The sequence below is a fragment of the Salinispora pacifica DSM 45544 genome, assembly GCF_000378845.1.
Lineage (GTDB): Bacteria > Actinomycetota > Actinomycetes > Mycobacteriales > Micromonosporaceae > Micromonospora > Micromonospora pacifica.
In genome coordinates, this window is the sequence record NZ_KB905359.1 from 1,332,618 (window position 1) to 1,350,511 (window position 17,894).

The 17,894-nt window shown below is 69.5% G+C and carries 16 protein-coding genes; 3 read left to right on the forward strand and 13 right to left on the reverse strand.

Annotation, left to right across the window (positions count from 1 at the left end; all coding sequences use genetic code 11):
• Positions 1–908: 908 nt before the first annotated feature.
• The 13 genes from SALPAC3_RS0105980 to SALPAC3_RS0106040 all read right to left on the reverse strand — a co-directional run bounded on the left by SALPAC3_RS0105980 (position 909) and on the right by SALPAC3_RS0106040 (position 15,775).
• A complete protein-coding gene (locus SALPAC3_RS0105980; RefSeq protein ID WP_018220358.1) occupies positions 909–1,226 on the reverse strand; it encodes a helix-turn-helix domain-containing protein in 318 nt (105 codons plus the stop codon).
• The gene (locus tag SALPAC3_RS0105985) at positions 1,223–1,585 is read right to left on the reverse strand and encodes a type II toxin-antitoxin system RelE/ParE family toxin (RefSeq protein WP_018220359.1); all 363 of its coding nucleotides are present in this window, start codon (positions 1,583–1,585) and stop codon (positions 1,223–1,225) included. Before SALPAC3_RS0105985 ends, SALPAC3_RS0105980 begins: the two co-directional genes overlap by 4 nt.
• Positions 1,586–1,811: 226 nt before the next feature.
• Positions 1,812–2,834 (reverse strand): ABC transporter ATP-binding protein, encoded by a 1,023-nt coding sequence (locus SALPAC3_RS0105990; protein ID WP_018220360.1) that lies wholly within the window; start codon positions 2,832–2,834, stop codon positions 1,812–1,814.
• Positions 2,831–3,820 carry an ABC transporter ATP-binding protein gene (locus SALPAC3_RS0105995; RefSeq protein ID WP_018220361.1) on the reverse strand — a complete coding sequence of 330 codons (990 nt, stop codon included), beginning with the start codon at positions 3,818–3,820 and terminating at the stop codon, positions 2,831–2,833. Before SALPAC3_RS0105995 ends, SALPAC3_RS0105990 begins: the two co-directional genes overlap by 4 nt.
• On the reverse strand, positions 3,817–4,698 hold the full coding sequence (locus SALPAC3_RS0106000; protein ID WP_018220362.1) for an ABC transporter permease: 882 nt from the start codon (positions 4,696–4,698) through the stop codon (positions 3,817–3,819). The genes SALPAC3_RS0105995 and SALPAC3_RS0106000 overlap by 4 nt, the downstream gene beginning before the upstream one ends.
• A complete protein-coding gene (locus SALPAC3_RS0106005) occupies positions 4,695–5,639 on the reverse strand; it encodes an ABC transporter permease (protein ID WP_018220363.1) in 945 nt (314 codons plus the stop codon). The genes SALPAC3_RS0106000 and SALPAC3_RS0106005 overlap by 4 nt, the downstream gene beginning before the upstream one ends.
• A 50-nt stretch (positions 5,640–5,689) precedes the next feature.
• Positions 5,690–7,222: an ABC transporter substrate-binding protein gene (locus tag SALPAC3_RS0106010; protein ID WP_018220364.1), complete on the reverse strand. Its 1,533-nt coding sequence runs from the start codon at positions 7,220–7,222 to the stop codon at positions 5,690–5,692.
• A 123-nt stretch (positions 7,223–7,345) separates the two neighbouring features.
• On the reverse strand, positions 7,346–8,797 hold the full coding sequence (locus SALPAC3_RS0106015; RefSeq protein ID WP_018220365.1) for a glucose-6-phosphate dehydrogenase: 1,452 nt from the start codon (positions 8,795–8,797) through the stop codon (positions 7,346–7,348).
• Positions 8,798–8,990: 193 nt separating this feature from the next.
• On the reverse strand, positions 8,991–9,296 hold the full coding sequence (locus SALPAC3_RS0106020) for a hypothetical protein (protein WP_018725485.1): 306 nt from the start codon (positions 9,294–9,296) through the stop codon (positions 8,991–8,993).
• 109 nt (positions 9,297–9,405) lie between these two features.
• Positions 9,406–11,364 (reverse strand): Na+/H+ antiporter NhaA, encoded by a 1,959-nt coding sequence (nhaA, locus tag SALPAC3_RS0106025; RefSeq protein WP_018220367.1) that lies wholly within the window; start codon positions 11,362–11,364, stop codon positions 9,406–9,408.
• Positions 11,365–11,462: 98 nt separating this feature from the next.
• Entirely contained in the window at positions 11,463–13,055 is a 1,593-nt protein-coding gene (locus SALPAC3_RS0106030; protein WP_018220368.1) for a GGDEF domain-containing protein, read from the reverse strand.
• A gap of 441 nt (positions 13,056–13,496) precedes the next feature.
• A complete protein-coding gene (locus SALPAC3_RS0106035) occupies positions 13,497–14,168 on the reverse strand; it encodes a Crp/Fnr family transcriptional regulator (protein ID WP_018220369.1) in 672 nt (223 codons plus the stop codon).
• Complete coding sequence (locus tag SALPAC3_RS0106040) at positions 14,165–15,775, reverse strand: adenylate/guanylate cyclase domain-containing protein (RefSeq protein WP_196230321.1); 1,611 nt, start codon at positions 15,773–15,775, stop codon at positions 14,165–14,167. Before SALPAC3_RS0106040 ends, SALPAC3_RS0106035 begins: the two co-directional genes overlap by 4 nt.
• 218 nt (positions 15,776–15,993) lie before the next feature.
• On the opposite strand from SALPAC3_RS0106040, the gene SALPAC3_RS0106045 reads away from it, so the two are divergent.
• From SALPAC3_RS0106045 to SALPAC3_RS0106055, 3 genes are read left to right on the forward strand one after another with little or no spacing between them, the layout of a single operon-like run.
• Positions 15,994–16,632, forward strand: a complete 639-nt coding sequence (locus SALPAC3_RS0106045) for a hypothetical protein (RefSeq protein ID WP_018220371.1) — start codon at positions 15,994–15,996, stop codon at positions 16,630–16,632.
• Positions 16,629–17,225, forward strand: a complete 597-nt coding sequence (locus SALPAC3_RS0106050; RefSeq protein WP_018220372.1) for a DUF6529 family protein — start codon at positions 16,629–16,631, stop codon at positions 17,223–17,225. Before SALPAC3_RS0106045 ends, SALPAC3_RS0106050 begins: the two co-directional genes overlap by 4 nt.
• The gene (locus SALPAC3_RS0106055; RefSeq protein ID WP_026185277.1) at positions 17,222–17,845 is read left to right on the forward strand and encodes a Rieske (2Fe-2S) protein; all 624 of its coding nucleotides are present in this window, start codon (positions 17,222–17,224) and stop codon (positions 17,843–17,845) included. Before SALPAC3_RS0106050 ends, SALPAC3_RS0106055 begins: the two co-directional genes overlap by 4 nt.
• The last annotated feature ends 49 nt before the right edge of the window (positions 17,846–17,894 follow it).

Consider the following 17,894-nt stretch of genomic DNA (forward strand, 5'->3'; position numbering starts at 1 on the left):
CTACTGGATGTGCGGGTCGGTGGTCGTCAGCCCGGGTTGCCGTCACGGTTGCCGCCAGAAAGTAAGATATATAGCAATTAATCGATCCCATCCGGGCGGTCGCAGCGGGTAAGTGGCTGGGCGGTGGCGCACCGCGTAGCGATGCGGCGTCGATGCCCGGAAGCATTCGCCGTGAGTGGTTGGTAAAGGGATCGTCACGGCCTCGGTCGGGCTCGGGACTGGATGGTTCGGCGTTCGTGGGCGTGCGCGCAGGGCCGTAGGCCGTAGCGCGTGCGCGCGGCCCGGCCGATAGGCCGGGCCGTTCTGATTATGTAGAGCACGTTTGGACCAGCTCGTTCCCGTAGCCGCCGCCTTCGGTGCTCGGTGCTTTGGTCGGCTTGCTGGCGGACGGTGGCGGGCTGGATGCCATCAGGGGTCTGCCCGGTGGTGCCGGCGACTGCGGGCTGTAGTGGTCTCCGGAGTCAAGGGACGCCGGTAGGGGCGGTCGCGGAGTGACGCGTAGCGCCCGTGAGGTCGGTGGGACGGCGCTCGTACGCCCGGGCTGCCCGTAGATAGTCGTTTGCGGTCTGGGGCGGCTGTTCGACGACGTTAGTCATCGAGTCCGAAGTGTCGGCACTTACCGACGGGTCTGCTGCACCGATAGGTGACAGTTTCAGTCACGCGGCCGGACTGGCCGGTGGGTTCATGGTGGTCTCGTACTCGGTAGAGGTCAACCGGAACAGGGATCGTCGGTGTTCGGTCCGTCATCGGAGCTCGCCGATCGAAACGCCGGCGACAACGATCACCGCCCAAAGCAGCGCGGCTAACTTCTGCCGAGTCAGGGTTGCCGTCCAGGATCGAGCATGAATCCGAATTCACCAATGAATAGAGCAGTTTTGAACCAGTCGGATCTTGGTGTGTGGGTCGGGCTATGCGATGGCGGCGATGTTGCCGTCGTCGAAGTAGATGGCTTGGTGGAGGCGTCCGCCGAGGGCGGCGGCGTATCGGGCGACGATGTCTTGGCCGGAGATCTTGCCTTGTTCGATCTGGGAGATGCGGCCTTTGGTGACGCCCATGCGCTCGGCGACCTGCTGTTGGGTCAGGCCGCGGGTGCGGCGTACTTCGGCGAGTCGGTGTCCGACGACGGTGGCGAGGAGTTCCTGTTTGCCGTCTTCGACGGCCTGTTCGCCGCCGGCGCGTTCGACGTGGGCGGTGCGGATGTCGCTCCAGCGTGCGTAGCTGTTCATGGCTGTCGGTCCTCCTCGACGCGTTCCTTGAGGTAGATCTCGTAGCGTTGCTCGGCCAGGGGGATCGCTTCGGTGTACCACTGTTGCCATCGTCCAGCTTTGTCTCCGGCGACGAGCAGGATGCTGGCGCGCCACGGGTCGAAGGCGAACAGGATGCGGACGGTGCCGGGGCGTAGCTCTTTGAGGTTGGCGAGGGTGGAGCCGCGGATCGTGTCGACCAGTGGTCGGCCGAGTCCTGGGCCGGATTCGGCGAGCAGGTCGATGGCTTGCACGACGCGGGCGTGGGTGAGGGGATCGAGCCTGCCGATCCACTCCTGTACCTCGTTGACGAGGTAGATCTCCCACTCGTCGGTAGCCATCCCCAGAGTATAGCGGACGCTATACCACCCATGCTGGCGAGAGCGGGATGCGTTTGGCCTGGCAACGTGCCGGTGACTACCGAATCCTCTACCGCCTCCACGGCGACGAGTTGACTATTCACGCCGTTGGACACCGCAGAGGCGTCTACTCGTAGGCAATCTCGGTCCGGCGGCCTTGTCCCGGGATCGGGTGCACTGGCCTTCTTGTCGCGTCAGGTTGCAGCGGTCATGGCGAGGAGACGTTGACGGGCTGCGCCCGCATCGCGCGTACCGCCTCGCCCGCGAAGAGACAGGCCGCTTGGTGCCCGGAGCCGATCTCGACCAGCACCGGGTCGGTCTGGGCGCAGTCAGGTCGGGCCTGCGGGCACCGCGTCCGAAACCGGCAGCCGGTGGGCGGGTCGATCGGGCTCGGGACATCACCGGCCAGGATGATCCGCTGACGACTACGCTGCACCGGCGGGTCGGCCACCGGCACCGCCGAAAGGAGAGCGGCGGTGTAGGGGTGGGCGGGCTCCCGCCAAATCTGCGCCGGGGTGCCGCTCTCCACGATCCGGCCGAGGTACATCACGGCCACCCGATCGCTCATGTGCTCGACGGCGGCGAGATCGTGCGCGATGAAGAGGTAGGTCAGCCCGAGCTCTCGCTGCAGCCCACGGAGCAGGTTCATGATCTGCGCCTGCACGCTCAGGTCCAGGGAGGCGATCGGTTCGTCGAGCACGATCAGGTCCGGCTCACCGGCGAGCGCCCGGGCGATGCCCACCCGCTGCCGCTGGCCGCCGGAGAGTTCGTGCGGGTGCCGTTCGGCGAGATCGCGCCGCAGGCCGACCAGGTCGAGCAGTTCGGCTACCCGGTCCCGCCGGGCCGCGCCGCTGGCGGCGAGCCGGTGCACGGCCAACGGCTCGGCGATACTCGCCCCGACGGTGTGCCGCGGGTCGAGGGATGCCTGCGGATCCTGGAACACCATGGCGACGCGGCGGCGCAGCCGGCGCAACCGCCGCCGCGACCAGCGGGTCACGTCCTGCCCCGCCACCTGGACCGTGCCGGCGGTCGGCTCGACCAGGCGCAGCAGCGCCAGCCCGGTGGTCGACTTGCCGCTGCCGGACTCACCGACCAGACCGACGGTTTCGCCGCGGCGTACCTTGAGGGACACCCCGTCCACGGCGTGGACCACCCCCGCCGGGGTGGGGAACCACACCGCCAGGTCGGTCAGCTCCGCGAGCGCGTCGGTGGCCACGCTCTCCTCGGTCATCGTTCCTCCCCGGTGGGCTGGCGCGGATAGAAGGTCCGGACCTGGTGCCCCGCCGATACCGGCACCAGTGGTGGCAACTCCCGCTCGCAGCGACTGTCTCCCCGAACCGAGCAGCGGGGCCAGAACGCACACCCCTCGGGAAGCTCCAGCGGGCTGGGGGGCGTCCCCGGGATGGTGACCAGTTCGGTGACGTTCGCGTCCGGGTCCGGCCGCGCCGCGAGCAGCGCGGCGGTGTACGGGTGCGCCGGTTCGGCGAAGACGGCGTCCACCGCCCCCTGCTCGACGATGCGACCGCCGTACATGACAGCCACCGTGTCGGCGAGCCCGGCGACGACGCCGAGGTCGTGGCTGATCCAGACGACCGCGGTGCCGAGGCGCCGCTGCAGGTCGGCGACCAGCTCGACGATCTGGGCCTGCGTGGTCACATCCAGAGCGGTGGTGGGCTCGTCGGCGATCAGCAGATCCGGCTCGCAGACCAGAGCCATGGCGATCACCGCGCGCTGGCGCATCCCACCGGAGAGCTGGTGCGGGTAGGCGTCCACCCGGTCGGCGGCGGAGGGGATGCCGACGAGTTCGAGCATCTCGATGGCGCGGGCCCGGGCGGCTCGCCGGGTCAGGCCGAGGTGGACCTCGCTGGCCTCGCCGATCTGGCGGCCCACGGTCAGCACCGGGTTCAGCGAGGTCATCGGGTCTTGGAAGACGAACCCGACGTGTCGCCCCCGCATCCGCCGGCGACGTGCCGCCGACAGCGCGGCGAGGTCCGTACCGAGTAGCCGGACGTCTCCGGTGACCCGGGCCGCGCGGGGGGCGAGCCCGGTGGCGGCGAGCACGCTCATGCTCTTGCCGCTGCCGGACTCCCCCACCAGGGCCAGCGTCTGCCCGGCCCGGACCGACCAGTCGACGCCGGCGACCGCGCGGGCCGCTCCCCGGCGGGTACCGATCGTCACGGTCAGGTCCGCGACGGAGAGCACGGTTTCGTCGGTCATCCGGCGTGCCTCCTCGCCTCGCTGACGGTGAGCTGGCGAGGGTCGAGCACGTCGCGGAGCGCGTCTCCGACCAGGTTGAACGCCAGGACGGTGAGGAAGATCGCGGCACCGGGGAAGAAGCCCAGCCACCACGCCTCGGTGACGAATCCGCGCCCGTCGTAGAGCATCCGGCCCCAGGCCGGCTCGGGCGGCGGCACTCCCAGCCCGAGGAAGGAGAGCGCCGCCTCGGACAGGATCGCGAAGGCCAGCGAGAGCGACGTCTGGACGATCAGCGGCGCTGCAATGTTGGGCAGCACGTGCCGCCGCATGATGCGCAGATCCGACGCCCCGGTGGCGACTGCCGCCCGCACGAAGACCTGCTCGCGGACGGAGAGCACCCCGGCGCGGGTGACCCGGGCGAAAATCGGGGTGTAGACCACGCCGATCGCGACCATGGCGGTTCTCAGGCCCGGCCCCAGGACCGCGACGATGGCCACCGCGAGCAGCAGGACCGGGAACGCGAACAACACGTCCATGCACCGCATGAGGATGTTGTCCAGCCACCCCTGGTAGTAGCCGGCGAACAGCCCCAGTGTCACACCCACCAGCAGGGCGATTCCCACGCTGACCGCACCGACCTCAAGCGAGACGCGGGCGGCGACCAAGACCCGGCTGAGTACGTCCCGACCGATTTCGTCGGTACCGAAGGGGTGCGCCCAACTGGGCGGCTGCAGCATCCGGTCGACGTTCACCTCGTTGATGCCGGCGGGGGCCAGCCAGGACCCGGCCAGGCCCGCCACGACCAGCAGTACGAGCACCACACCGCCGGTCACGGCCAACGGGTCGCGGCCCAGCGTCACCAGTGCCCGGCGCGACGTCGAGTCACCGTTTCCGCTCATCGCACCCGAATCCTCGGATCGAGGCGGGCGTAGAGGAGGTCCACCAGGAGGTTGACCAACAGGAACAGCGCCGCCACGAGCAGGATCGCCCCCTGGAGCACGGGATAGTCCCGGGCCTGCACCGCGTCGTAGGTGAGTCGGCCCACCCCGGGCCAGGCGAAGAGCACCTCGATCACGATCACGCCGCCGAGCAGGCTGGCCAGCTGCACCGCCACGACGGTGACCACCGGGATCAGCGCATTCCGCAGGACGTGCCGCACCACCACCACGCGGGTGGGCAGCCCCTTCGCCTCGGCGGTGCGGACATAGTCCTCAGCGAGCACCTCCAACACGGAGGATCGGATGAACCTGGTCAGGATCGACGCGGTGACCAGGCCGATCGTGACCGCCGGGAGAAAGACGTGCGACGCCCAGCCGACGGGATCCTCGGTGAGAGCCACGTACCCCGAGGGCGGAAACCAACCCAGCACCCCCGCGAAGAGCAGGATGCCCATGATGCCCATCCAGAAGTCCGGTACCGAGACCCCGAACTGGCTGAACACCCGCGCGGCGTGGTCGAACACCGAGCCGCTCCGCAGGGCCGAGAGCACCCCCAGTGGGAAGGCGACCAGAAGCGCGAAGACGACCGCGGTGATCGCCAGGGAGAGCGTCGCGGGCAGTCGCTCCAGCACGATCGCGGTCACCGGCCGACCGCTGCGGAAGCTGACCCCCAGATCACCGGTCAACGCCTGCCCGACGTAGCTGGCGTACTGCACCGGCAGCGGCTGGTCCAGCCCCGCCCGCGAGCGCAGCGCCTCGTACGTCTCGGGGTCGAAGCGGGTGCCGAGCGCCACCCGCACCGGATCGCCGGGGACGAGTTGCAGCAGCAGGAACACCACCAACGTCACACCGAGGAGGACGATGCCGGACTGGAGCAGCCGGCGCAGGAGGAAGCGGGTCACCCGGAGTGACCCGCCAACTCAGTGAGCATCACCAGCAAGGTCCCGCCACCTCACCGGGCAAGATCGACGTCACGGAACCGGATCGCCCGGTCGGCGCGGACCTCGTAGCCGCTGACCTGCGGCGACCAGCCCTGCACCACATCCGGGTTGTAGAGGTAGAGGTAGCTGGCATCGTCGACGATCTGCTTGGCCGCCTGCTCGTACTGCTGCTTCCGCGCGGCCTGGTCAGTCTCGGTCCGGGCCTGGTCGAGCAGGTTGTCCACGGCCGGGTTGCGGTATCCGTGGAAGTTGAAGGTGCCGGCGCTGTGGTGCTGGGCGTAGTAGAACTCGTCGGGGTCGATGTTGCCCAGCCACCCGAGCATGAACGAGTCGAAGTTCCCCTTGCCCTGCTCGTCGAGCCACTGGGCGAAGTCCAGCGTACGGATCTTGACAGTGATGCCGATCTCCTTGAGCTGCGCCGCGATGACCTGCGCCGCGGTCACCGTCTCCGGGTACTCGTTGGTGACCATCAGATCCATGGTCAGGTCGGTCCCGCCGGCCTCGGCCAGCAGCTTCTTCGCCTGGGCCAGGTCCTGCTGGTACGGCGTGTAGTCGTAGTAGTAGGCACTGTCCTTCGGGATGGCGGTCTGGTTGACCGTCGCCAGCCCGAACTTCGCGGCCTTGGTGATCGCCGCCCGGTCCAGCGCGAAGGCGATCGCCCGGCGCACGTTGACATCGTCGTAGGGCTTGCGAGCCTGGTTGAGAGCCAGGTACCAGTAGTCGCTCGACGCCGCGGAGCGCACGACGAGGTCGTCGTCCGCACGAAGCGCCGACACCTGCTGCGGCGGCAGGTTGTCGGTCCACTGCACCTCGCCGCCGCGCAGGTTCTGCAGGGCCACCGTCGGGTCCTGCACGAAGGTGAAGGTCACCCCGTCCAGCTTGGGCTTCGTGCCCCAGTAGTTGTCGTTGCGCACCAGCTTGATGCTGTCCCCGGCGCGGTAGGAGGAGACGGCGAACGGGCCGCTACCGATCGGCTCCGTCTTCGCCGCCCCAGATTCCACGTTGGACTTCTTGACGATCGCCATCCCCTTGAAGCCACCGAGGCTGGCGAGCAGGTTCGGGGTGGGCGCGGTCAGCTGCACGACGACAGTGCCCGGATCCGGGGCCGTCACCGACTCGACGGTGGCGAACCGGTACGCGGCGTTCAGCTCCTCGTCGATGATTCGGTTGTACGAGTAGACCACGTCCTCCGCCGTCAGCGGGGATCCGTCGCTGAAAGTCACCTCCTCACGGATGGTGAACGTCCAGGTTAGTTGGTCATCGCTGGTAGTCCACTCGGTCGCCAGGGCAGGCTTCATCGCCAGGTTCGCGTCCGGCTCGACGAGCGTGTCGTAGACATTCTCGAGTACCTGGAAGCTGGGGTAGGCCGAGGTGTGGTGTGGGTCCAGTTGGTCCGGCTCCCCACTGATCGCGGCGGTGAGGATCCCACCGGCGCCGGTCTGCCCCCCGTCGACCGCGACGCCCTCCCCGGCGCTGCAACCCGCCAGCAGACCGAACGTCAGGGCGAGCGCGACACCGGCCCCCCGGAATCTCTTGCTGGACATGGTCCCCCCTGTGGACTCTTCCCGGCAAAGTGAACGATCATGTGAGTCTCACCCTCGAGCCGGACCATGTCAAAAATTTTGGGTGAATGCCTATTTGGGGGGATGCCTACCCGACACCGGTGGTCAGCTGTCGGTCGCCACTCCCGGAACCGGGTCCAGCAGGGAATCCTCCGGACCCCAGCTACCCGCCGGGTACTCCCGCAGCGGCACCGCCCCCGCCCGCCAGCAGTCGAGCACCGGCGCGATGATCCGCCAGCAGTCCTCGGCGGTGTCCCCCCGGACCGACAGCGTGGGGTCGCCGTCGAAGGCGCCGCGGAGCACCTCCCCGTACGGCGGCAGACCCCCCGGGCCAAAGTCGGCCACCAGGTGTGCCTGGCCCAGTTCCAACGGGTTCCCGGGGCCGTTGATGTTCACGTCGAGGCCGAGCCGGTCCGGGCCGAAGCCGATCCGTAGCCGGTCGGGCTGGTCGTACCCGATCAGTCCGGACGGCACCCGGGGCGGTTGCTTGAACGTGACCACGGCCTCCTTGCGGCGGGCCGCGAGCCCCTTACCGGTCCGCAGCCGGAACGGCACGCCGGCCCAGCGCCAGGTGTCGACGCTGAGCACCACCTCGGCGAACGTCTCGGTACCCCGGCTCGGGTCGACACCGGGCTCGTCGGCGTATCCGGCCAGCCGTTTCCCGTTGAGCTCCCCCGCCGCGTAGCGACCCCGACGGCTCCAGGTCTTCGGGTCGTCCGCCCACACCCGGGTGGCCCGCAGCACCTGCGCCTTCCGGCCCCGCAGGTCCCGGGCATCGAGGGTGGGCGGGGCGTCCATCGCGATCAACGCGAGAACCTGGAGCAGGTGACTCTGCACCATGTCGATGAGCGCGCCGGCACCGTCGTAGTAGCCCGCCCGGCCGGCGAGTCCCAGCGTCTCGTCAAAGACAATGTCCACGCAGGCCACGTGCGCGGAGCTCAGCATCGGTTCAAAGATCCGGTTGGCGAAGCGCAGCCCGAGGATGTTCATCACCGTGGACTTGCCAAGGAAGTGGTCGATGCGATAGACCTGCTCCTCCGGCACCAGCCGGGCCAGCACCTCATTGAGGGAGCGGGCCGAGACAGCGTCGGTGCCGAAGGGCTTCTCCAACATCAGCCGGGTGCCCGGTGGCAGGCCGATCCGGGTTAGCGCGGCGGCGGCCTGGGCGGTAATCGCCGGCGGCAACGCGAAGAAGATCACGAGTTGGTGGTGACAGTTCGACAACAGCCGGCGTAGATCCTTCTCCTTCGTCACGTCGGCGGGCAGATAGCAGGTGGTGCGGACGAGTTCCTTGACCCGGGGACCGGTCGCGCCCGCCGCGGCGAAGGCGTCCGCCACCCGGCGACGCCAGCGCTCGTCATCCCAGTCCTCCGCGCCGCTGCCGAGCAGGGTGAGATTCGACCGGGCGCCGGGACCGGTGGCCACCAGCCGCCCCAGGCCCGGCAGCAACAGCCGGTCGGCCAGATCACCGCTCGCCCCCAGCAGGAGCAACGTCTGGGGGCGGTGATCCCCCCGATCGGCGGGGTGACCAGCGTGGTCGGACTGCGAGGTCGTCATACCCCCACCATGCCCTGCCGGACCGGTCGGTACGGCCTGGTTCGGCGGGGACCGCCCGCCAGTCACGTCAAGGCCCTCCCGGACTCCGGCTCGACCGGGGGTAACGAGGTGGGGTCAAGCGTGCGCCGCCCCCGCGGCCAAACCCGCTGGTTCGGCTCCCGGGGGCGGCGTGCCCGTGGTCAGTGGTCGGCGGTCAGCGTTCGGTGCGGTCGGGGATCTCGGTGCCCGACTCCCCCGGCCGAGCACCGATCGACTCCTCAGCGGCCCGCCCACCGGTACTCTCATCACCCAGGGTGAGGTCACTGCGGGGCAGGCCGGCGAGCCCGGCCGGATCCCGGGTGGGCTGCTCGGCCGCCTCGCTGTCCGGTTCGGCCAAGCCGGCCCGGCTTAGCATCTCGACCAACTCATCGTGCGGCATGCGTTCGGTGTCCGCTATCCCGGCGCCACGCGCGATGGACCGCAGGGTAGCCAGATCCTGATCCGCGAAGGTTTCGGCCATACCGCTGGCTTCCCCGACGGGCCGACCAGAAACCTCTCCCGCCCCGCCCACGCTCTCCGCATCCGCCACGCCGGCGGAACCACCCCGGTCGCTCCGCCGGGCCGGGACCTCAGCTCCCCGGTTCCGCGTCCGGCCGTTCCGGCTCACCCCCGCGCTGGTAGCCCGGTTCCCGGCCGTCCTCGGGGCGAAGCCGCGCGCTGGCGAACGCCGCCGTGACCGCCGCGGAGAGCGCCTCGATGTCGTACGGGCCGTGGTGTCGGCGACCGTTGACGAAGAAGCTCGGTGTACCGGAGACGCCGCTCAGATCGGCCGAGTCGACATCCTCGGCGATCCGGGCAGCGCCGCGACGATCGGCGAGGTGTGCCCGGAACCGGTCCAGATCAAGGTCGAGTCGTTCGGCATACCGGAGCAGGTCGGCGGGGCGCAGCTCGCCCTGGTTCGCCAGCAGCAGGTCGTGCATCTCCCAGAAGGCCCCCTGCTCTCCCGCTGCCTCGGCGGCCTCAGCGGCAACCTGGGCGTTGGGGTGCACCTCGGTGAGGGGTAGGTGCCGCCAGACGTACCGGATACTGGAGAAGTCGGCCAGCAGTTCCCGGACCGCCGGTTCGGCCTGCCCGCAGTAGGGGCACTCGAAGTCGGCGTACTCCACGACGGTCACCGGTGCCTCGCGTGGACCACGGACATGGTCCCGATCCGGATCGACCGGGACCATCAGGTCGATGATCCCCTCCGCGGCGCCCAGCAGCGCCCGGGACCGCCGCGCCGGGGCAAGCCGGGCGGCGAAACGGAACACCAACCAGGTGGTGAGGGAGGCGCCGACCGTCGCCACCAGAATGCCGACCTTCGCCTCTTCGAGGGCGGGCCCGTGGAGGGCATGGGTGGCGATCAGCAACGCGATGGTGAACCCGATGCCGGAGACGGTGCCGACTCCGATGATCGCGGCCCAGCCGACCGGTGCCCGGAATCGGTTCTGGCTGAGCCGGGGCACCAGCATCGAGGCGATCACGATTCCGGCCGGCTTGCCGACCAGGTAGGCGAAGAGGACGCCGAGGGTAACCGGGGAGGTCACCGCGCGAGCCAGAAGGTCACCGTCGACCACCACGCCGACGTTCGCCAGCGCGAACAGCGGCACGATCAGATAGCTGGCCCAGGGGTGGTAAATGTGTTGCAACCGGTCATTCGGGGACAGCGCCGCGGCGAGCCCCGCTCGCACCGAACTCGCCAGTTGCGGGCTGGGTTGCTCCCGGAACAGCCGGAACCGGTCGGCCGCCTGCCGTAGCTCGGTGCGCGCCGGGACGTAGGCGAAGGTGAGTAGCCCCATCACCAGACCAACCACCACGGGGTCAACCCCCGACTCCGACACCGCCAGCCACGCCGCCACCCCCAGCAGTAGGTACCCCGGCCCCCACCGCACACCGGCCGCGCGGATGAGCAGGACAAGCGCGAAGATGCCCACCGCGACGAACAACGCCGTCGGCGACGGGTGTTCCGGGTAGGCGATCGCCAGTACCACGATCACGATCAGGTCGTCCACGACGGCGACGGTCAGCAGGAAGTTCCGCAACCGGTCGGAGAAGCGGGGGCCGAGGACGGCGAGCATGCCCAACGCGAGCGCGGTGTCGGTCGCCATCACCACGCCCCAGCCCATGGCCGTCGGCTTCCCGGCGTTGAACGCCAGGTAGATCGCGATCGGCGCCAGGATGCCGCCGATCCCCGCCAGCAGCGGCAGCATCAACCGGCGCCGCTCCCGCAGTTCGCCCAGATCGAAGTCACGCCGCACCTCCAGGCCGATTACCAGGAAGAAGAACGTCATGAGTCCGCTGTTGACCCAGAACCGCAGATCGTGTGCGACCTGCCAGCTGCCGACTTGGACGGAGAAGGTGGTGCCCCACAGCGACTCGTACGACGACTCGTCGAGGTTCACCCACACGAGGGCGACCACGGCGGCGGCCAGCAGCACCCGCGCGCTGCCGGTCTCGGTGTGCAGGAACGCCCGCAGTGGGGAACTGCGCCGGCTGGCCCCGGTGCTCCGGGCGGACCACCGCCGCCCACGAGGAATTTCGCCCGTCACGAGAAGATCCTCCCCCACCGAACCGCGGGCTGGCATGATATCGGCAGCCGTCGCACCCGTGGGTTCTCGGGGTGCCGACGCGGCCGAAGCCGCTGAGCTCAGGTCGCGACGTGCCCGCAGCTCACCTGGTTGCCGCCGGCCCGCTTCGCGGCGTACATCGCGCGGTCGGCATCAGCCAGCGACATCCCGAGTGAATGGGCGGCTCCACTGGCGACCCCGACGCTGACCCCCGTCCGCCACGGCGTCAGTCCGCGCACGGCGGCGACGGCCCGACGGGCAACCTGTTCCGCGGCGGCGCAGTCAGCACCGGGGAGAATGGCGACGAACTCGTCGCCGCCCAGCCGGGCCACGAAGTCGCCCCGGCGGACGCTGGTCGTCAGCGCCTGCGCCACCGCGCGCAGCACCTCGTCCCCAGCGGCGTGCCCCTGCGAGTCGTTGATCCGCTTGAAACAGTCGACGTCCAGGGTGAGCACCGCGACCCGGTCGTCGTCGACGGTGCCCGGGTCCGCCAGCTTCCGCAGGAAGTTGTCGAGGCCCCGCCGGTTCGCCACCCCGGTCAGCGGATCGGTCCGTGCCGCCCGCTCGGCCTGCTCGTGCTGCCACCGCAGGACGTCGTACGACTGCATCGACACCGCCGCGTGCAGCCAGCGGTGCCGTTGGCGCCACAGCAGCTCCGCGAGCGCGTCGCCGTAGGTGAGTCCCGGCCCGGCATCGCGTGCACCATTCTTGGCCAGCAACACCGCGTGTGTCCGGTGCAACGCCGCCGACACCAGCCAGGCGACGTCGGATGACAGGTCGACGACGGCCTCCTCGATGACGCGCAGGGCTTCGTCCAGCCGACCGGAGCGGTTGAGCGCGACCGCGTGGAAAGGCCGGCACAGCAGCACCTCCGCCTGCTGCGCGGGCACGCCGAACGCCTGGAGTTGGGCGATGCACCGAGGGATGTCATCGGCCGCGCCGGTCGGATCCCGGCCTTCGGCACGCGCGGACGCCGCGAAGAGTAACCCCAGGTGCCGCCACACCTCCGCCTTCGGCCCTGAGGCCTCCGCCGCCGCCCGTACCGCGTAGTCCTCGGCCACCGTGAGATGCTGCTCCGCCTCCGCCACCTGGCCGACCTGGTACAGCTCCAGGGCCCACGTCAGGTTACTTTCGGCGAGGTTGCACAGCCACATCGCCCGGTTGCCGTTGTCTGGGTACGTCGCCTGAAGGGTGGATTCGTACGCCGCCTGGAACTGGGGCTCGGCCAGCTCGTACAGGCGCAGCTGCGCGTACCCGATTGCGATCCCGGTGTGGGCGTTTCCCGCGATCACGGGGTCGGGTTCGCCGGCGAGCAGAGCGGTCTCCGCGGTGACCAGATCCCGGAGCACCGCGACGATGTCGTGCTCGCGGATGTCCAGGTCGCCGAGACGCAGCCGCCGGATGGCGCGCAGCGACAGCGCGCACGAACGCCATCCCACGCTGTGCTCCCGGTCGGCGGCGGCCAGCATCAGGTCGGCTGCGGTGACAGCGCCCCGCAGGTCACCCAGTCGGGTCAACGCCACAACGCGCGCGAAGTGCATCGCGGCTGGGCCGTCGCAGATGTCCCCGGTCGGTGTCCGCAGCGCGGACTCGGCGGCCACCAGCACCTGGGCCGCGCCGCCGGCCTGTGCCTCCTCGAGGAGGCACAGGGCCCGGAGGGTGACGTCGTCCATCCGGTCTCCTCAGAACAGCCCGATGCTAGCGGCAACGACCCCGTTTTGGCACCGCAACCATGATCCCGTCGGCCCGGTTCGCGGTCGAGCGACGTCGGATTCCCGTCACTTGGTGCCTGGCCTCGACAAAGCGCCGACGGCGCCCGGCTTACGACAGCCCGATGATGTCCCTCGACCGCAGAACCCATCACGGCCGAACATGACCGCCAAGCCCGGGCGGCACCACCACCTCAAGGTCATCCTTTGGGTACGCGTGGTCGAACACCGCGTTAGCGTCACCCTGATCGGGCTTTCCGCACCCGCTGCTCTCGTTGGCGCCACCCTGCCCACGAAGCCAGGTACGCCTGGGCCGACGACCCCAACGGCCGCGACTTCCATGGCATCCGACCAGGTGCAGCAACCGGTCGGTAGCACCCGTCAGTCAGCCGCCTGAGACGCGGATCAGTCCGGCGCGCACCCGGCCGCCCGCCGCCGCAACGCGTCGAGGTCGAACACCACGACCGAAAGGCGACTGGTGCGCACCCAGCCCGAGTCACGCAACACACGCAGGGACTTGGTGACGGCCTCCCGTGACGCGCCGATCCAGCCGGCCAGCTCGTCCTGGGACAGCCGGACGGCGACGTGGATACCGTTGTCCACCGGGGTGCCGAACCGTTCGGCCAGTTCCACCAGGCGAGCCGCCACGCGGCCGGTACTGTCCTGGACGCCGAACTCGATTCGTTTGCGGTCGGCGTCACGCAACCGTTCCGCGAGCAGCCGCATGAGTTGGAAGGCGACGCGGCCCTGTTGTTGTAGGTACTCCTGGAATCCGGCCGGTGACATGACGAGTGTGGTGACCGGGTCCAGCGCCTGCACGGTTGCTGAGCGTGGTAGACGGTCTACTGCGGACAGCTCGCCGAGGAGTGCTCCGGGCCCGCGTACCGCGAGTAGGATCTCGGTGCCGGAGGCGCTGTGGCAGGAGGCTTTGACCCGGCCGGCTACGAGGGCGGCGACCCATCCTGATTGGTCGCCTTCGTGGAAGAGGATGTCGCCGCGTTGCCAGTGGCGGATGGTGGCGCGTTGGCGGAAGGCGTCACGTTCGCCGTTGGTCAGGGTGCTCCAGAATTCGTTCACTGCTGCACCTGTACTGCGTAGGCCCGGACCAGGCCGGTTCGTCCCTTGACGGTGAGGTCCCCGAGTGGCTCGACCGGGACCTGTGTGTGGGTGGCTCGCCACGTGGAATCGCCGATGACGATCTGGCCGGGGTCGGCCATCGTTTGCAGTCGGGCGGCCACGTTGACCGCGTCGCCCATCGCGTTGAAGCCGCGTAGCTGGTCACTGCCGATGTTACCGACCAGCGCCGGGCCGGTGTTCACGCCGATGCGGAACCGCGGCCAGTCGGGGTGGCCGGCGGCGATCTCGTCCACGGCGCGGCGCATCTGGGTCGCCGCGCGTACCGCTCGTAGCGCGTGGTCGGGTTGCCGGGCTGGGGCGTTGAACAGGGCCAGTAGGGCGTCGCCGACGAACTGCACCACGGTGCCGCCGTTGTCGAGGATGCAGGGAACCGCTACCCCGTGGTAGCGGTTGAGCATGGCCACGATCTCCGCGGGTTCGGCCGCCTCAGAAAACGTGGTGAACCCACGCAGGTCGGCGAAGAGGGCCGTCACCTCGACAACCGAGCCACCCAACGCCGCCTGGTCCGGGTCGGCGATCAACGCGGCCGCGACATCCGGCGACAGGTAGTGCCGAAACAGGGTACCCAGCCGGCGGCTGACCTCCCGCTCCGCCGACAACGCCTGTGCGGCGCGTTCCAGCACCGCGGTCTGCCGCTCGGTCAGCCCGAACCGCTCCCCCAACCCGGCCGCGACTGGGCCGATGTCACCGGTACCGTCACGTTCCCGCTCGGCGAGCGCGGATACCAGTTCCTCCAACGCCGCACTGTACTCGGCCCGAACCGCCCGGATGGTCTGGTCCAACGCCAACCCGTCGAACAAGCCGGCAGACGAACCCTCACGACGGTACTGGACAAACGCGCTGTAGCCGACAAACCCGAACGCCAACGCCAGCAGCACATGCCACTGCCACCACGACAACGCCCACTTGTCGGCCAGCACCACCGTCACCATCGCCTCAGCGAGCAACACGAACGCCGTGATCACACTGATCAACATCGCCGACGGCTGACGCCGATACAGCAGGAAGTACCGCACCGCGGCGACCAACAGCAACGCCACCGACACGGGCGCCAACCAGGCTAGCCACGCGTCCTCCACCGCCGGGTCCGGCCGATCCGACAACGGCGGCATATCCAGCAACGACACCACGCCCCACAGGGCGAGGATCACCGCCAGCTCACCCCAGAAGACATGCCGCGCGCGTAGGATCGCCGCGCCCCGCCGGCCATCCAACGGCAGCGACGAGGCCACCGCGAACACGGCGGCGAAAGCCAGCCCCACCGGCTGCGCCAACTCGAACCCGAGATTCGGATGCTCCACCAGCACCTGCGGCGTGGCCAACCCGTGCAACACAAAAAACCCGGCGCTGGCCACAAACGCCAATGACACGAGGAACAGTCGCGCGTCATGCCGCCGATGCGCCGCCGCACTGACCATGACGCCGAGCACCAGGTTCACCAGCGCCACCGCAACGATCAAATAGAAATGACCCAACGGGTCATGCCAGTGCACATCAGCCTGCGGACGCGCCACCAGCAGCCACAACCCCAGAAGCGGCAGCGCCATGTGAAACACCCAGACCAGAGCCCGCACCGGCACCGCAACCTGGCGGCCTCGACGACGAGCCGGCCGCGGACGACGCCACCGCCGAGCCAACGAAACGGGAGACCCGGTCAGCTGTCGCCACACACGCTCACCATACGTGCCCCACAACACCCCACCACCCGACGGCTATGGGTACTAGTACGCAGACTGGCGCGCCGAACGAGCGTTGACTACCCAGCGTGAAACCCACTCCGCTGTTAACACTGCTCGGCGGCGTCACGCTCGGCGCGGTTGTGCTCGCGCTCAGCGTGCACGCCACCGGTGGGAACGACGAGCCACCAGTCCCGGCCGCCGCCCCCACCGCCACCGCCGTCGCGGGAGCATCCGTCGCACCATCGCCATCCCCGACCCAAACACCCATCAACGCCACCTGGGCAGGACGACTGACCGCCGGCACACTCGCGATCTCGGTACAGGACGGCGTCGCGGTGGCCTACCTGTGCGACGGTGCCGCGATCGAGGCGTGGCTTCAGGGCACCGCCGCGGGCGGACGACTCGACCTGGCTGGCCGTGCCGGCGAGACGCTCAGCGGCACGTTCGGCGAGGGACAGGCCAGCGGCCAAATCAAGATCGACGACCAGGTCCTACCGTTCACCGTGACAGCGGTCACAGCGCCGTCCGGCCTCTACCGGGCCGCCGCGACGGTGCGCGGCGCGCAGGTCGACGGCGGGTGGATCGTGCTCGCCGACGGCACCCAGGTCGGCCTGGTCACTGTGGACGGAATCGCCCAACCCGCGCCACCACTGAACACCGCCACCGGCCGGGTCACCGTCGACGGCGATGTGCTCACCCCGACCCGCCCCAGGGAGTTGTCGTGACCACCCGCAACGAGATTACGACGGACCGCACCGTCGACGAGGGCGCGGGGCGCACTGCCGGCACCAGCCAGCTGACGCTGCTCGGTGTCCCGTTCCTGATCGGCGCCACGGTCGCGGTGACCCTCGGGGTCTACGGCGGTCTGCACGAGCCAACCGGTGTCGCGGTGAACGTGGGCGGCTTCTCCAGTCCACAGACAGTCAAGGTGTGGCTCGCCACCGGCGTGGCCGTGCTCGCGGTGACTCAGCTGCTGTCCGCGCTGTCGATGTGGGGCAAACTCGGCTCACTGGCTCCCAGTTGGGCCGCACCCGTACATCGTTGGTCGGGGCGACTGGCGTTCCTGCTCGCTGTCCCCGTGGCGATCCACTGCCTGTACGCGCTCGGTTTCGCCACCTACGACCTGCGCGTCGTGGCGCACGGGCTGCTCGGCTGCTTCTTCTTCGGCGCCTTCACGGTCAAGATGCTCGCCCTACCGAAGCCGGGCCTGCCTGGTTGGGCCCTGCCGGTGCTGGGCGGCACCGTGTTCACCGCCCTGATCGCGCTGTGGTTTACGTCATCGTTCTGGTACTTCACCACGATCGGAGTCACGCTGTGAGCGAATCGAGGACGGCCGCCGGCAGGCCCGGTGGCGAATTGGCCGGAAACGCCCGGCCGGCAACCGAGGTCGGCAGCAAGGTGCACGGCCCCGACGGCCTGGGCCCAGAAGTGACCACCTACCCCGACCTACCCGACGGTCAAAACCGTGGGCGACCAGGAGGATGCACATCGCGGCGACGGTGGCTGGCCGGGGTGGGCGCGACCGGGGCGGTCATCCTGAGCGGTTGTGCCACCTACGGCAACTCCGCGCCGGCCACGAATGGCGGCGGGAACACCGGTGGTGGTGACGGCACAGCAGCGGGCGGCGACGCGCCGGACGCGGCCAGCGGTGGGCAGGTGCTGACACAGGCAGCCGAAGTCCCGGTCGGCGGCGGCATGATCCTCGCCGACGCCGGCGTGGTCATCACCCAACCGCAGGAGGGCACGTTCAAGGGATTCTCGGCGACCTGTACGCACCAGGGCTGCACCGTGGCCGAGGTGTCCGACGGGACGATCAACTGTCCTTGCCACGGCAGCAGGTTCTCGGTGGCCGACGGCTCCGTGGTGGGCGGGCCAGCTCCGCGCAGCCTCGACCCACGTGACCTCGTCGTCGAGGGCAGCGACATTCGCCTGGCCTGATGAGCTGCGCACTGCGGGCCGTGCAGATCCCTGATCCGGGCGGGCGCCA